Here is a 15015-nt window from a genome sequence, read left to right as displayed (position 1 = left end):
GGTCGGGATGACCCGGATGTTCTAAACAGCCACTGGCTTCACACCGGAATACACGGGAACGACTCCCCGAATCCGCCAATGAGGATGAATCATGAGTGACAAGGATAAACAGCCGTTGGCTGCGTCGGCGCAAGCCGCCCCTGTGGCGGAATCCGCCGATGCAGCGTTGAATCGTATCGTTGACGGCTTTTTGCATTTTCATCATGAGGTCTTTCCGCAGCAGGAAGAACTCTTCAAGAAACTCGCCACGGCCCAGTCGCCACGGGCCATGTTCATCACCTGCGCCGATTCGCGCATCGTGCCCGAACTGATCACCCAGAGTTCGCCCGGCGATCTGTTCGTGACGCGGAACGTCGGCAACGTGGTGCCACCCTACGGCCAGATGAACGGCGGCGTTTCCACCGCCATCGAATATGCGGTTCTGGCACTTGGCGTGCAGCACATCATCATCTGCGGCCACTCCGACTGCGGCGCCATGCGCGCGGTGCTCAACCCGGACAGCCTGGAAAAGATGCCGACGGTCAAAGCCTGGCTGCGCCACGCCGAAGTCGCGAAAACCATGGTGCATGACAACTGCAACTGCGCCGACGAAAAAGAAAGCATGCCGATCCTCACCGAGGAAAACGTCATCGCCCAACTGCAGCACTTGCGTACCCATCCTTCGGTAGCCTCGCGCATGGCGAACGGTCATCTGTTCATCCATGGCTGGGTCTACAACATCGAAACCAGCGAAATCAAAGCTTACGACGCGGATCAGGGATGCTTCCTGCCGCTCGACGGCAGCCATCCGATCCCGGTGGCGACGCCCAAAGCGCGCTTCTAAATCCTCCTAAAAATCTGTGTGGTTTGACGCCGGCCGCTGTTTCAGCGGCCAGGCCTTGCCACGCCTGAAGAAAACTTCGGGAGTATCGCCATGCGTGCGGCTCAATTGAAAGCTGTGTTGCCACGGGAGCTGCTCGCTTCAGTGGTTGTGTTTCTGGTCGCCCTGCCGCTGTGCATGGGCATTGCCATTGCGTCAGGGCTGCCGCCGGCCAAAGGCCTGATCACCGGGATCATCGGCGGTCTGGTGGTGGGCTGGCTGGCGGGGTCGCCGTTGCAGGTCAGCGGGCCGGCGGCGGGTCTGGCGGTGCTGGTGTTCGAGCTGGTGCGCCAGCACGGCATCGAAATGCTCGGGCCGATCCTGCTGCTCGCCGGTTTTCTGCAACTGGTGGCCGGACGGCTGAAGCTCGGTTGCTGGTTTCGGGTCACGGCGCCAGCGGTGGTGTACGGCATGCTCGCGGGGATTGGCGTGCTGATTGTGCTGTCGCAAGTGCATGTGATGCTCGATGCGTCACCGAAACCCTCCGGCCTCGACAACCTCACGGCATTCCCCGGCGCAGTGGCGCAGGCCTTGCCGTCCTTAGGCTGGCAGGCCGGGTTGCTCGGGCTGTCGACCATAGCCGTGATGTGGTTGTGGGAGAAATTCCGCCCGCATTCGCTGCGCTTTATTCCGGGCGCGCTGCTCGGGGTCGGGCTGGCGACAGGCGCCAGCCTGCTGTTGGCGTTGCAAGTGAAACGGGTTGAAGTGCCAGAGAATCTCGCCGAAGCCATCGACTGGCTGAAACCGGCGGATCTGCTCAGTCTCGCCGATCCAACGCTGCTGATCGCCGCATTCGCCGTCGCCTTCATCGCCAGCGCCGAAACCCTGCTGTCCGCCGCTGCGGTGGATCGCATGCACAGCGGCCCGCGTTCGGATTTCGACCGGGAGCTGTCCGCGCAAGGCGTCGGCAACATGCTTTGCGGTCTGGTCGGCGCGCTGCCGATGACGGGGGTGATCGTGCGCAGTTCGGCCAACGTCCAGGCCGGCGCCACCACACGCTACTCGACGATTTTCCATGGCCTGTGGCTGCTGGCGTTCGTGCTGTTGCTGTCGAGCGTGTTGCAGAGCATTCCGGTGGCGAGTCTGGCGGGCGTTCTGGTCTACACCGGCTTCAAACTGGTGGACCTCAAGGCATTCCGTGGTCTGGCCCGATATGGCCGGATGCCGATGTTCACCTACGCCGCCACAGCACTGGCGATCATCTTCACCGACCTGTTGACCGGCGTGCTGATCGGTTTCGGTCTGACCCTGGTGAAACTGGCGTTCAAGGCCTCACGCCTGAAAATCAGCCTGATCGATCTGCCGCAGGACGGGGAAATGGAGTTGCGCCTGGTGGGCGCCGCGACGTTCCTCAAAGTGCCGGCACTGACTCAGGTACTGGGCAGCATTCCGCCGGGCACCACGGTGCATGTGCCGCTCAATAACCTGAGCTACATCGACCATTCGTGTCTGGAACTGCTCGAAGAGTGGGGCCGGGCGAATGCGGCCAAGGGGGCGAAGCTGTTGATCGAGTCGCGCGGGTTGAAACGACGGCTCGAGGGGCGGATCCGCACCACCACCGGGATCGGAGCGGCGGGCTGAAAACATTTGGGGGAACAGAGCAATCTGTTCCCCCAATCGTTTGCGCCGGGATCAAGCCGCAGGCTGATCCAGCTCCAGGCCCACGCCCAGACGGCGGCTCATGCACGGCCAGCGTTTCCACGCCGCACCGGTGTCCGGGCTGCTGAGTTTCTCGCGGTAGGCTTCCACCGACTCCAGCGCAAAGCTGTCGTCGTCGAGCATGCTGTCCACTGCGTGATGCACCACTTCGTCGAGTTGGTTGGCAAATTCCTCACCGATCAACTGGTGAGCAATCAGATTGGCGACCGTCATGTCCAAGGGGATCAGTGGCTGGCCGAAATGCTTGATGTACAGGTCGTTGACCTCTTCGACAAAACGGTGCGCCAGATAGGCTTCGTCCAGCAGACTGTCCAGGCCCACGGGCGGCTGGATGAAGTACTGCTCGGCGATTTTCAGCACCGGTTTGATCTGCGACTCGATTCCCGCTTCCCTGGCGACTTCATTGGCTGCATCCAGCAGGTCTGGCACTTCGTCGATGTAGGCGGCGACAAAACGCGTCAGCACGCCGTTGGCGTCGGTTTCCGGCAACTGGATGGCCGGGTGCAGGTGTTGCAGTTGGGCTTCCAGCTGACGGGTCAGCTTTCCGGTTTCAATCTCGTGTTGTCGGGCTATGTGGATCTGCTCGCGCAATGCGGCGGTGTTCATGAAAACTCCAGGAAACAAGGCAATGAAATAGGGAAGACATAACTTAGCTGGCTTACGAAAAATGCTAAGACGCATTTGTCATAATTATTTCATCCTTGATGCAACGGCGTTATATCGGTTTGCCAACACTCGTCTGCATCCTTCTCCATTCGTGCCCTGGAACGCAAGTGCCAGCTGTTTCATACGATTTACGTCCGCACATTGCATTTCTCGGTGGCTGTCTATACTCGCCATTGAATGGAGTTAGCTGATGACGCCCGACTGCCCACGCAGCAAGGCCCGGCGATTCAAGTTCGTAGTCTGATGCAGCCGCTCCCTTGCCTCTGGTGAAAGCCGGCGGGATAACAAGAACGATAAGGGGAACCCGCAATGATGCGACATCCACACGTCTGGATGGGCCTCCTGTTGTGGTCGATTTTCAGCCCGGTGCAAGCTGCCTGGACTGTGAATATGGCGCCTGGAGCGACTGAAATCAGTCACGCAGTATTCGACCTGCACATGACCATTTTCTGGATCTGTGTGGTGATCGGGATCATCGTCTTCGGCGCCATGTTCTGGTCGATGATGGTGCACCGCCGTTCTACCGGGCAGGTCGCCGCAAAATTCCACGAAAGCACCACCGTCGAAATTCTCTGGACCGTCGTCCCGCTGCTGATCCTGGTGGCGATGGCCGTTCCGGCGACCGCGACCCTGATCAAGATGTACGACACCAGTGAGCCGGATATCGATATCCAGATCACCGGTTATCAGTGGAAGTGGCACTACAAATACCTGGGCCAGGACGTCGAGTTCTTCAGCAACCTGGCCACGCCCGCCGAACAGATTCACAACAAGGAAGCCAAGGGCGAGCATTACCTGCTCGAGGTCGACAAGCCACTGGTGCTGCCGACCGGCGCCAAGGTGCGCTTCCTCGTGACCTCCGCCGACGTGATCCACTCCTGGTGGGTGCCGGCCTTCGCGGTCAAGCGCGATGCGATTCCCGGGTTCGTCAACGAAGCCTGGACCCGCATCGACAAGCCCGGCCTCTACCGTGGCCAGTGCGCCGAGCTGTGCGGCAAGGACCACGGCTTCATGCCGATCGTGGTCGACGTCAAGGAGAAGGCCGACTACGAAAAATGGCTCGCCGAGCGCAAGGCCGAAGCGTTGCAGCTCAAGGAGCTGACCAGCAAGGAATGGACTCTCGACGAGCTCAAGGAGCGCGGCGACAAGATCTACCACACCACCTGCGTCGCCTGTCACCAGGCCGAAGGCCAGGGCCTGCCGCCGATGTTCCCGGCCCTCAAGGGCTCGAAAATCGCCACCGGCCCGAAAGACGCGCACCTGAGCATTGTCTTCCACGGCAAGCCCGGCACCGCCATGGCGGCGTTCGGCAAGCAGTTGTCGGAAGTCGATATCGCAGCAGTCGTGACCTACGAACGTAACGCCTGGGGCAACAACAAGGGCGACATGGTCACGCCAAAAGAAGTGCTGGAGCTGAAACAGGCGGAAAGCAAATGAGCCGGTCTATTGCGTACTTCATGAACCGGCCGGAGCCCTGCGCCCCGGCCTGCCCAGTCCACTCACTTGAAGGAGACCGGCCATGAGCGCTGTCATCGATGACCACGGTCATGCCGACCACGACCATGCCCACGGCCCCGCCAAAGGCCTGATGCGCTGGGTACTGACCACCAACCACAAGGACATCGGCACGCTGTACCTGTGGTTTGCGTTCTGCATGTTCCTGCTCGGCGGCTCGTTCGCCATGGTGATCCGCGCCGAGCTGTTCCAGCCCGGCCTGCAGATCGTCCAGCCGGAATTCTTCAACCAGATGACCACCATGCACGGTCTGGTGATGGTATTCGGTGCGGTGATGCCGGCGTTCGTCGGCCTCGCCAACTGGATGATCCCGTTGATGGTCGGCGCGCCGGACATGGCCCTGCCGCGGATGAACAACTTCAGCTTCTGGCTGCTGCCGGCGGCGTTTCTGCTGCTGGTCTCGACCCTGTTCACCGCCGGTGGCGGGCCAAACTTCGGCTGGACGTTCTACGCGCCGCTGTCCACCACCTATGCGCCGGAAAGCGTGACGTTCTTCATCTTCGCCATCCACCTGATGGGGATCAGTTCGATCATGGGCGCGATCAACGTGATCGCTACCATCCTCAACCTGCGCGCCCCCGGCATGACCCTGATGAAAATGCCGCTGTTCGTCTGGACCTGGCTGATCACCGCGTTCCTGCTGATCGCGGTGATGCCGGTGCTGGCCGGGTGCGTGACGATGATGTTGATGGACATCCACTTCGGCACCAGCTTCTTCAGTGCCGCCGGTGGCGGTGACCCGGTGCTGTTCCAGCATGTGTTCTGGTTCTTCGGCCACCCCGAGGTGTACATCATGATCCTGCCGGCCTTCGGTGCCGTCAGCCAGATCATCCCGACCTTCTCGCGCAAGCCGCTGTTCGGCTACACCTCGATGGTCTACGCCACGGCGAGCATCGCGTTCCTGTCGTTTATCGTCTGGGCGCACCACATGTTCGTGGTGGGCATCCCGCTGGTGGGCGAGTTGTTCTTCATGTACGCGACGATGCTGATCGCGGTGCCGACCGGGGTGAAGGTGTTCAACTGGGCCAGCACCATGTGGCAGGGCTCGATGACCTTCGAGACGCCGATGCTGTTTGCCGTGGCGTTCGTGATCCTGTTCTCGATCGGCGGTTTCTCCGGGCTGATGCTGGCCATCGCCCCGGCGGACTTCCAGTACCAGGACACCTACTTCGTGGTCGCGCACTTCCACTACGTGCTGGTGCCGGGGGCGATCTTCGGGATTTTCGCATCGGCCTATTACTGGCTGCCGAAATGGACCGGCCACATGTACGACGAAACCCTGGGCAAGCTGCACTTCTGGCTGTCCTTCGTCGGCATGAACCTGACGTTCTTCCCGATGCACTTCGTGGGACTGGCGGGCATGCCCCGGCGGATTCCGGACTACAACCTGCAGTTCGCCGACTTCAACATGGTCTCGTCGATCGGCGCGTTCATGTTCGGCGCCACGCAGATCTTCTTCCTGTTCATCGTGATCAAGACCATCCGTGGCGGCGAGCCGGCTCCGGCCAAACCGTGGGATGGCGCCGAAGGTCTGGAATGGAGCGTGCCGTCACCGGCGCCGTATCACACCTTCACCACGCCGCCGGAAGTGAAATGAACCCTGTAGCCGTTGAGGGCCGCCACCATGGCTGACTCGATTTCGATGAAGAAGCTGGTCACCCGACTGCTCGGCGTGGTGGTGGCGATGTTCGTCTTCGGCTTTGCCCTGGTGCCGATCTACGACGTGATGTGCAAGGCGTTCGGTATCAACGGCAAGACCGCCGGGCAGTACGAGGGCGAGCAGACCGTCGATGCTTCGCGGCAGGTGCGGGTGCAGTTTCTGTCGACCAACACCGCCGACATGCCGTGGGATTTCTATCCCAAGCATGACGAACTGACGGCCAACCCCGGCGCGGTGAACGAGATGATCTTCATCGCGCGCAACCCCACCGACAAACCGATGAGCGCGCAAGCGGTGCCGAGCATCGCGCCGAGCAATGCGGCGGCGTATTTCCACAAGACCGAATGCTTTTGTTTTACCCAGCAGGTGCTGCAGCCCGGTCAGCAGATCGAGATGCCGGTGCGTTTCATCGTTGACCGCGACATGCCCAAGGACGTGAAGCACCTGACGCTGTCCTACACGCTGTTCGATATCACCGCCCGACATCCTCCGGTGGCTGCAAACACTGGCGGTTAAGCGTGCCCGATAAGGAGAACAATAAATGGCAACTCATGAGCACTATTACGTCCCGGCCCAGAGCAAGTGGCCGATCGTCGCCACGGTGGGGATGTTCGTCACCGTGTACGGTCTGGCGACCTGGTTCAACGATCTGAAGGCAGCGCGTCCGGAATCCCACGGCCCGCTGATCTTTTTCGTCGGCGGCCTGTTGCTGGCGTACATGCTGTTCGGCTGGTTCGGCACAGTGATCAAGGAAAGCCGCGCGGGGTTGTACAGCCCGCAGCTGGACCGCTCGTTCCGCTGGGGCATGAGCTGGTTCATCTTCTCCGAGGTGATGTTCTTCATCGCCTTCTTCGGCGCGCTGTTCTACGTGCGACACATCTCCGGCCCGGCGCTGGGCGGCGAAGGCACCAAAGGCATCGCTCATATGCTCTGGCCGAACTTCCAGTTCACCTGGCCGCTGTTGCACACGCCGGATCCGAAACTGTTCCCGCCGCCCAAGGAAGTCATCAGCCCCTGGGGCCTGCCGCTGATCAACACCATCCTGCTGGTGAGTTCCAGCGTGACCATCACCATCGCCCACCACGCGCTGAAGAAAGGTCATCGCGGCGCGCTGAAACTGTGGCTGGCGATCACCGTGCTGCTGGGTTGCGCGTTCCTCGGCTTCCAGGCCGAAGAATACATCCACGCCTACCACGAACTGGGGCTGACCCTCGGCTCGGGCATCTACGGCGCGACGTTCTTCATGCTCACCGGTTTCCACGGCGCCCACGTGACCATCGGCACGATCATTCTGTTCGTGATGCTGCTGCGCATCATGAAGGGCCACTTCGACAACGAACATCAGTTCGGTTTTGAAGCGGCGAGCTGGTATTGGCACTTCGTCGATGTGGTTTGGATCGGCTTGTTCATCTTCGTTTATGTGCTTTAACAGCAGCTGCGAGCCGCGAGCTGCGAGCTTCAAGTCAAAACGGTAAGGCTTGTAGCTTGTAGCTTGGCGCTTGCAGCTACCACGGCACGTGGGACACCAGTTGGCCGCTGTAGAAACCCCAGGCAATCAAGCCGACGGTGCAAGCGGCCAACGCCACCCGAACACTCAAGGCGATCACCAGCCGATTCGAGCTGCTGTCGTCCTTGACCAGGAAAAACAGGCCGCTGAACAGGCTGACCACCGTGGCAATCAGCATCAGGACGATGGCTGCTTTGAGCATGGGAAGAACTCCGGGGGAACAAGCGATGCAGTTGAGTATAGCGATCGCGTTCACTGATTTTCTGGCGCGACCATGAAGCGCTTCCGGCCGGGTGTGGTGCCGACCCTGGTGGTCGGCCTGCTGCTGCCGTTGCTGATTTCGCTGGGCTTCTGGCAACTGGGCCGGGGCGCGGAGAAAACCGCCCTGCTCGCCAGCTACGCCGAACGCCGCGCCGCCGAACCGATGGCCAGCACCGAGTTGCTGCACAGCGCCGATCCGGCCTTTCGCCGGGTGCATCTGCACGGCCAGTTCGACGCCGCCCACAGCCTGTTGCTGGACAACCGTCAGCGCAACGGCAAGGTCGGCGTCGAATTGCTGCAACCGTTTCAGGATCAACGCAGCGGCCAGTGGCTGCTGGTCAATCGCGGCTGGCTGCCGTGGCCGGACCGACGCACGGCCCCGCAATTCAACACACCGACCGATGCCGTGAATGTCGATGCCTGGGTGTACGTCGCCCCCGGCGCCACCTTCCAGCTGCATGCCGATCCGGTCAGCAGTACCTGGCCGCAAACCGTCACCGCCGTCGAACCCGCGAAGCTGTGGAAAACCCTCGAACGCGACGGCTTCGCCTACGAATTACGCGCCGAACCCGGTCCGGCCAGCTATCAGGCCGACTGGCCGGTGGTCGCGATGGGCCCGGAAAAACACCTCGGTTACGCCGTGCAGTGGTTTGCCATGGCCACCGCCCTGCTCGGTCTTTACCTCTATCTCGGCTGGCACAACGCAAAGGAGAAACACCATGGGAGCGGCCATGAATCCACCCAGCATGTCTGAAGCAAAAGCCCCGGCCAGTCGCCGTCGCGGACGCATCCAGCTGCTGCTGATCGTGCTTGGCGTGGTCGGTCCGATGATCCTCGCCACCGGCATGTACAAGTTGCAGTTCTGGGTGCCGGAAGGTCGCAGCTATCACGGCGAACTGATCGGCAACGGCCAGACCCGCGCCGACCTTGGCATCCAGGCTGACGAAACGCGCTGGCAGATGCTGGTCACCGCGCCGAAGGATTGCGCGGTGGACTGCCAGCAACTGGTGTACCTGGCGCGGCAGATCCAGATCGGCCTGGGCCGCGAAGCCGGGCGCGCCAGCCACGCCCTGGCCGCCGCGCAACCACTGGCCGCCGACTACGAAGCCAAGCTGACCCGCGAATACCCGCAGCTGCAACGCTACCCGCTGGACGCAGCCACCTTCAGCAAGGCCACGGGCGACAAGGCCACGCCGCAACTGTGGATCATCGATCCCCACGGCAACCTCGTGCTGCGCTACGACCCGAGCGTCAAGGGCAAGGATCTGCTCAACGACCTGCGCCACCTGCTGAAACTGTCGAACATCGGATAAGGGCATCGTCATGGCCAAACCTGGATTTCGCCTCGCGCTGTTTGCCACCCTGCTGGCACTGATCGTCGTGCTGCTCGGCGCCTACACCCGCCTGACCCACGCCGGCCTCGGCTGTCCGGACTGGCCGGGCTGCTACGGGTTCATCAGCGTGCCGAAAAGCGAAGCCCAACTGGCCCATGCCGAACTGCATTACCCCGACTCGCCGGTGGAGGCGCATAAAGGCTGGAACGAGATGATCCACCGCTACTTCGCCGGCACCCTCGGCATGCTGATCTCGGTACTGGCCGGGCGCGCGTGGGTCAATCGTCGTCATCCCGGGCAACCGCTGAAACTGCCGCTGTTTCTGCTGGCGGTGGTGTTCGCCCAGGCGGCGTTCGGCATGTGGACGGTGACACTCAAGCTCTGGCCGCAAGTGGTGACCGGGCATTTGCTCGGTGGCTTCGCGACCTTGAGCCTGCTGTTTCTGCTGACCTTGCGACTGTCCGGCGTGCTGCCGGCGCTGACCGTGCCCAAGCGTCTGCAATATTGGGCGACCGCCGGCCTGTTGCTGGTGATCGGCCAGATTGCTCTCGGCGGCTGGGTCAGTTCCAACTACGCGGCGGTGGCCTGCATCGACTTCCCGACCTGCCACGGCCAATGGCTGCCGCCGGCAGATTTCGCCAACGGCTTTCATCTGACCCAACACATCGGCCCCAACTACCTCGGCGGGCAACTCGACAGCGATGCACGCACGGCGATTCACCTGACCCATCGCATTGGCGCGTTGCTGGTGACGCTCGTCCTGCTCGGTCTGGCCTGGCAACTGAAAGTGGTGGGCATGACCCGACTGGCCGGGCTGGTGCTGATCGCCCTCGCGGCGCAGATCACCCTCGGCATCAGCAACGTGCTGTTCCATCTGCCGCTGCCGGTGGCCGTGGCGCATAACGCCGGCGGTGCGGCGCTGCTGCTGACGATGGTGCTGGTCAACTACCACGCGCGGACCAGTCTGGTTCGGGTCAAGCAGCCGATGATCGCGCGCTGGCGCCTGAGCCCGCGCAAACACTCGGCGGCGCCCATCACTATTAAAGGAGAGACGCCATGGCGATTCTGATCGGCGAACGTCCGGCGCAGGCGCTGTGGCGTGATTATCTGGAGCTGACCAAACCGAAAGTCGTGGTGCTGATGCTGATCACCTCGCTGGTCGGCATGTTCCTCGCAACCCGCGCCGGGGTGCCGTGGACGGTGCTGGTGTTCGGCAACCTCGGGATCGCGCTGTGTGCCGGTGGCGCGGCGGCGGTCAATCATGTGGTGGACCGACGCATCGATGCGGTCATGGCCCGCACCCATAAAAGGCCGCTGGCCGAGGGCCGGGTTTCGCCCACAGGCGCACTGACCTTTGCGCTGGTGCTGGCGCTGCTCGGCCAGGCCTTGCTGCTGACTTTCACCAATCCGCTGACCGCCTGGCTGACCCTGGCCTCGCTGCTCGGCTACGCGGTGATCTACACAGGTTTTCTCAAACGTGCGACGCCGCAGAACATCGTCATCGGCGGCCTCGCCGGCGCCGCTCCGCCACTGCTCGGCTGGACCGCGGCCACCGGCCACGTCAGTGCCGAACCGCTGCTGCTGGTGCTGATCATCTTCGCCTGGACCCCGCCGCACTTCTGGGCGCTGGCCATCCATCGCAAAGAGGAATACGCCAAGGCCGACATTCCGATGCTGCCGGTCACCCACGGCGAGCACTACACCAAGGTGCACATTCTGCTGTACACCTTCGCCCTGCTGGCGGTCAGCCTGTTGCCGTACGTGATCCACATGAGCGGCCTGCTGTACCTGATCTGCGCGCTCGGTCTGGGCGCCAGGTTTCTGCAATGGGCCGTGGTGCTGTACCGTGGCACTCGACCGCACGCGGCGATCAACACCTTCAAGTACTCTATCTGGTACTTGTTTCTGCTGTTCATCGCCCTGCTCGTAGACCACTACTTACTGTTGAACCTATGACTCGAACCCAGAAAACCGTCTTCATCCTCGTCGCCGTGATCGCGCTGATCCTCGGCCTGACCGTCAACAAAGTGCTGAGCGGCAAGGGCCAGGGCGACCCGACCGCGCTGATCGACGCCGGCATCATCCTGCTGCCGCAGAGCCGTAACCTGCCGGACGTGACGATGACCAATCAGGACGGCCAACCGGTCACGGTCAACGAGCTCAAGGGCAAGTGGAGCCTGCTGTTCTTCGGCTACACCTTCTGCCCGGACATCTGCCCGACCACCCTCGCCCAGCTGCGCCAGATCAAGAGCGAACTGCCGAAGGATGCTGTGGATAAATTGCAGATCGTGCTGGTCAGCGTCGATCCGAACCGCGACAACCCCGCGCAGTTGAAGCAGTACCTGGGTTACTTCGATCCACAGTTCATCGGCCTCACGCCGAAGTCGATCGAAGAACTGCAGAAGGTGGCGAACGCGGTGAGCATTCCGTTCATTCCGGCGGATACCAGCAAGCCGAACTACACGGTGGATCACAGTGGGAACCTGGCGGTGATCGGGCCGGACGGGACACAGCGCGGGTTTATTCGGGCGCCGTTAAATAATGCCAAGCTGGTGGCGCAGTTGCCGGTGATGTTGAACCGCAAGTAAGAAGATCAAAAGCTAGCCCTCACCCTAACCCTCCCGAAACGTCGGACCGCCCGGAGGGAGAGGGGACTGAATGGGGAATATTGGCGAGCTACACCGAATTTAACGTACTGCTTCGAATCCATAATCGCCAAGATCTTTCAGGTCGATGCAGGACGCAGGACACCTCGGTCGGCCCCCTCTCCCTTCGGGAGAGGGCTGGGGTGAGGGACGAATACACAGTGGGTCCAAAGCTGAACACCCGGCCACAAAAAAGGGGACGCCACTGGCGTCCCCTTTTTCGTTGCGGCGTCCGAATCAGAACGCCGGCAACACCGCGCCTTTGTACTTCTCGGTAATGAATTTCTTCACTTCCGGGCTGTGCAGCACAGCGGCCAGTTTCTTCATGGCGTCGCTGTCCTTGTTGTCCGCGCGGGACACGAGGATGTTCACGTAAGGCGAGTCGCTGCCTTCGATGACCAGCGCGTCCTTGGACGGATCGAGCTTGGCTTCCAGCGCGTAGTTGGTGTTGATCAGTGCCAGGTCGACCTGGGTCAGCACGCGCGGGATGGTCGCGGCTTCCAGTTCACGGATCTTCAGGTCTTTCGGGTTCTGGGCGATGTCCTTGACGGTCGACAGGATGTTGCTCGGATCCTTCAAGGTGATCACGCCGGCCTTGGCCAGCAGCAACAGCGCACGGCCGCCGTTGGTAGCGTCGTTCGGGATCACCACGTTGGCGCCGCTTGGCAGCTCTTCGATTTTCTTGAATTTGCTGGAGTAGGCGCCCAGCGGTTCCAGGTGCACGCCGGTCACGGACACCAGGCTGGTGCCCTTGGCCTTGTTGAACTCATCGAGGTACGGCTGGTGCTGGAAGAAGTTGGCGTCCAGACGCTTCTCGACCACCTGCACGTTCGGCTGAACGTAGTCGGTGAAGACCTTGACCTTCAGATCCACGCCTTCTTTGGCCAGTACCGGCTTCACGAACTCGAGGATTTCCGCGTGCGGCACCGGAGTGGCAGCAACGGTCAGGGTTTCGTCGGCGTGGGCCGAGAACGCTGCAACGGCAGCCAGGGCAACGATCAGTTTTTTCATTCAGCTAACTCCTTTTTACGGCGCCCGTCTGGCGCCTGCCAGCGAATGGCCGGCTCATGTCATTACAAAACCGGTTATTTGCGCGAGAAGTGCACGACCAGTCGGTCGCCTACCATTTGCAGCACTTGCACCAGGATCAGCAGCAACACCACGGTGACGATCATCACGTCGGTCTGGAACCGCTGATAGCCGAAACGGATCGCCAGGTCACCCAGGCCACCGGCGCCGACCACACCGGCCATCGCCGTGTAGGAAACCAGTGTAATCGCCGTCACCGTAATCGCTGCGAAGATGCCCGGACGGGCCTCCGGCAGCAAGGCGTTCATGATGATCTGGCGAGTGGTCGCGCCCATCGACTGGGTCGCTTCGATGATGCCGCGATCGACTTCACGCAGGGCGGTTTCCACCAGCCGCGCGAAGAACGGCGTCGCGCCCACTACCAGCGGCGGAATCGCACCGGCCACGCCGAGCGAGGTGCCGGTGATCAGCACGGTGAACGGGATCATCACGATCAACAGAATGATGAACGGCAGCGAACGCAGGATGTTCACCACCAGCGACAGCAATGCGTACACGCCTTTGGCTTCGAGCAACTGACGCGGGCTGCACAGGAACAGCAACACGCCCAGCGGCAGGCCGAGCAGCACGGTGAACAGCAGCGAACCGCCGAGCATCATCAGGGTGTCGCCGGTGGCGAGCCAGATTTCGTACCAGTCGATATTGGTGAAGAAACTCATCAGGTCTTCCATTAGCGCAACACCTCCATGTGAACGTCAGCGGCGGTGAAGCGCGCGAAGGCTGCTTCCATGTCGCCACCGGTGACGGCGAGGGTCAATTGCCCGTAAGGAATGTCTTTGATGCGGTCGATACGACCGGCCAGGATGCTGTAGTCCACACCGGTTTCCCGGGCGACGGTTCCGAGCAACGGCGCGTAGGTCGCTTCGCCCTGGAAGGTCAGACGCACGATGCGGCCCGGCACGTGAGCGAAGTCATCGCGCTGCTCGCTTTCGTCGATTTGCTCGCTTTCCTGAACAAAGCGCTTGGTGGTCGGGTGCTTCGGATGCAGGAACACATCGGCCACCGAACCTTGCTCGACGATCACACCGGCGTCCATCACGCCGACCTGATCGCACACGCGGCGGATCACATCCATCTCGTGGGTGATCAGGACGATGGTCAGCTTCAGCTCGCGGTTGATCTCGGCCAGCAGCTGCAGGACCGACGCCGTGGTCTGCGGGTCGAGGGCGCTGGTGGCTTCGTCGCACAGCAGGATCTTCGGCTTGGTCGCCAGGGCGCGGGCGATGCCGACGCGCTGCTTCTGACCGCCGGACAACTGCGCCGGGTACTTTTTGGCGTGATCGGACAGACCGACCCGCGCCAGCAACTCGGCCACACGCTGGTCGATCTCGGCGCGGGACAGTTCACCCGCCAGGGTCAGCGGCAGCGCGACGTTGTCGGCCACGGTCTTGGATGCCAGCAGGTTGAAGTGCTGGAAGATCATCCCGACCTGCTGACGAAAACGGCGCAGGCCGTTGGCGTCCAGCGCGGTGACTTCTTCACCGTCGACGATGATCTTGCCGCCACTGGATTGCTCCAGGCGATTGATCAGACGCAGCAGGGTACTTTTTCCCGCGCCGGAATGGCCAATCAGGCCGAACACCTGACCGTTCTCGATGGAGAAGCTGGTCGGGTGCAGCGCGGTGATGTCCTTACCGGCGACGCGGTAAGTCTTATGGACGTTTTGAAACTCGATCACGTAGCGAACCTTGTGGGGCGCGTTGGAAAAGGATCAGCGGTTAGCCGGGCGCGCATTTTAGCCTGTCCGTATAGAGGTTCTTAGCATTTATTTCGCGAATAACCTTCGATTTGGCAATAACAGGATCAAAGGTCATAAAAAA

16 protein-coding genes are annotated in these 15015 nt (G+C 61.6%); 11 read left to right on the top strand and 5 right to left on the bottom strand.

The window, feature by feature from the left end:
* The first annotated feature begins 91 nt into the window (after positions 1-91).
* Positions 92-823: a carbonic anhydrase gene (locus tag L6D82_RS17145; RefSeq protein WP_039764830.1), complete on the top strand. Its 732-nt coding sequence runs from the start codon at positions 92-94 to the stop codon at positions 821-823.
* A 90-nt stretch (positions 824-913) separates the two neighbouring features.
* Positions 914-2440: a SulP family inorganic anion transporter gene (locus tag L6D82_RS17140; RefSeq protein ID WP_102688243.1), complete on the top strand. Its 1527-nt coding sequence runs from the start codon at positions 914-916 to the stop codon at positions 2438-2440.
* A 51-nt stretch (positions 2441-2491) separates the two neighbouring features.
* On the opposite strand, the gene L6D82_RS17135 is transcribed toward L6D82_RS17140, so the two are convergent.
* Positions 2492-3124, bottom strand: a complete 633-nt coding sequence (locus L6D82_RS17135) for a hypothetical protein (RefSeq protein ID WP_007953981.1) — start codon at positions 3122-3124, stop codon at positions 2492-2494.
* Between the two features lie 369 nt (positions 3125-3493).
* Here L6D82_RS17135 and coxB point away from each other — a divergent pair, with 369 nt between their 5' ends.
* The 4 genes from coxB to L6D82_RS17115 all read left to right on the top strand — a co-directional run bounded on the left by coxB (position 3494) and on the right by L6D82_RS17115 (position 7788).
* Positions 3494-4621 (top strand): cytochrome c oxidase subunit II, encoded by a 1128-nt coding sequence (gene coxB, locus L6D82_RS17130; RefSeq protein WP_102718512.1) that lies wholly within the window; start codon positions 3494-3496, stop codon positions 4619-4621.
* An 82-nt stretch (positions 4622-4703) separates the two neighbouring features.
* Positions 4704-6296 carry a cytochrome c oxidase subunit I gene (gene ctaD / locus L6D82_RS17125; RefSeq protein WP_085612523.1) on the top strand — a complete coding sequence of 531 codons (1593 nt, stop codon included), beginning with the start codon at positions 4704-4706 and terminating at the stop codon, positions 6294-6296.
* 27 nt (positions 6297-6323) lie between these two features.
* Complete coding sequence (locus L6D82_RS17120) at positions 6324-6875, top strand: cytochrome c oxidase assembly protein (protein ID WP_011331799.1); 552 nt, start codon at positions 6324-6326, stop codon at positions 6873-6875.
* A gap of 25 nt (positions 6876-6900) precedes the next feature.
* Positions 6901-7788 carry a cytochrome c oxidase subunit 3 gene (locus tag L6D82_RS17115; RefSeq protein WP_102688242.1) on the top strand — a complete coding sequence of 296 codons (888 nt, stop codon included), beginning with the start codon at positions 6901-6903 and terminating at the stop codon, positions 7786-7788.
* A 76-nt stretch (positions 7789-7864) separates the two neighbouring features.
* On the opposite strand, the gene L6D82_RS17110 is transcribed toward L6D82_RS17115, so the two are convergent.
* The gene (locus L6D82_RS17110; protein WP_085748051.1) at positions 7865-8068 is read right to left on the bottom strand and encodes a twin transmembrane helix small protein; all 204 of its coding nucleotides are present in this window, start codon (positions 8066-8068) and stop codon (positions 7865-7867) included.
* 72 nt (positions 8069-8140) lie between these two features.
* On the opposite strand from L6D82_RS17110, the gene L6D82_RS17105 reads away from it, so the two are divergent.
* From L6D82_RS17105 to L6D82_RS17085, 5 genes are read left to right on the top strand one after another with little or no spacing between them, the layout of a single operon-like run.
* Positions 8141-8881 (top strand): SURF1 family protein, encoded by a 741-nt coding sequence (locus L6D82_RS17105; RefSeq protein WP_207984543.1) that lies wholly within the window; start codon positions 8141-8143, stop codon positions 8879-8881.
* Complete coding sequence (locus tag L6D82_RS17100) at positions 8847-9440, top strand: hypothetical protein (protein WP_085606407.1); 594 nt, start codon at positions 8847-8849, stop codon at positions 9438-9440. Before L6D82_RS17105 ends, L6D82_RS17100 begins: the two co-directional genes overlap by 35 nt.
* A 10-nt stretch (positions 9441-9450) precedes the next feature.
* Positions 9451-10530, top strand: a complete 1080-nt coding sequence (locus L6D82_RS17095; protein WP_085748048.1) for a COX15/CtaA family protein — start codon at positions 9451-9453, stop codon at positions 10528-10530.
* Complete coding sequence (gene cyoE, locus L6D82_RS17090; RefSeq protein ID WP_007953992.1) at positions 10518-11417, top strand: heme o synthase; 900 nt, start codon at positions 10518-10520, stop codon at positions 11415-11417. Before L6D82_RS17095 ends, cyoE begins: the two co-directional genes overlap by 13 nt.
* The gene (locus L6D82_RS17085) at positions 11414-12049 is read left to right on the top strand and encodes an SCO family protein (protein ID WP_085733848.1); all 636 of its coding nucleotides are present in this window, start codon (positions 11414-11416) and stop codon (positions 12047-12049) included. Before cyoE ends, L6D82_RS17085 begins: the two co-directional genes overlap by 4 nt.
* A gap of 294 nt (positions 12050-12343) precedes the next feature.
* On the opposite strand, the gene L6D82_RS17080 is transcribed toward L6D82_RS17085, so the two are convergent.
* The 3 genes from L6D82_RS17080 to L6D82_RS17070 form a co-directional block, all read right to left on the bottom strand.
* Positions 12344-13117 carry a MetQ/NlpA family ABC transporter substrate-binding protein gene (locus L6D82_RS17080; protein WP_236190540.1) on the bottom strand — a complete coding sequence of 258 codons (774 nt, stop codon included), beginning with the start codon at positions 13115-13117 and terminating at the stop codon, positions 12344-12346.
* 74 nt (positions 13118-13191) lie between these two features.
* A complete protein-coding gene (locus tag L6D82_RS17075; RefSeq protein WP_011331789.1) occupies positions 13192-13866 on the bottom strand; it encodes a methionine ABC transporter permease in 675 nt (224 codons plus the stop codon).
* Positions 13866-14873 carry a methionine ABC transporter ATP-binding protein gene (locus tag L6D82_RS17070; RefSeq protein WP_007953999.1) on the bottom strand — a complete coding sequence of 336 codons (1008 nt, stop codon included), beginning with the start codon at positions 14871-14873 and terminating at the stop codon, positions 13866-13868. The genes L6D82_RS17075 and L6D82_RS17070 overlap by 1 nt, the downstream gene beginning before the upstream one ends.
* Positions 14874-15015: the final 142 nt, after the last annotated feature.

Source organism: Pseudomonas paraglycinae (genome assembly GCF_021601625.1).
Lineage (GTDB): Bacteria > Pseudomonadota > Gammaproteobacteria > Pseudomonadales > Pseudomonadaceae > Aquipseudomonas > Aquipseudomonas paraglycinae.
Note: the sequence above shows the minus strand (reverse complement) of the source record. Positions and strands in the feature narration are given on the sequence as shown.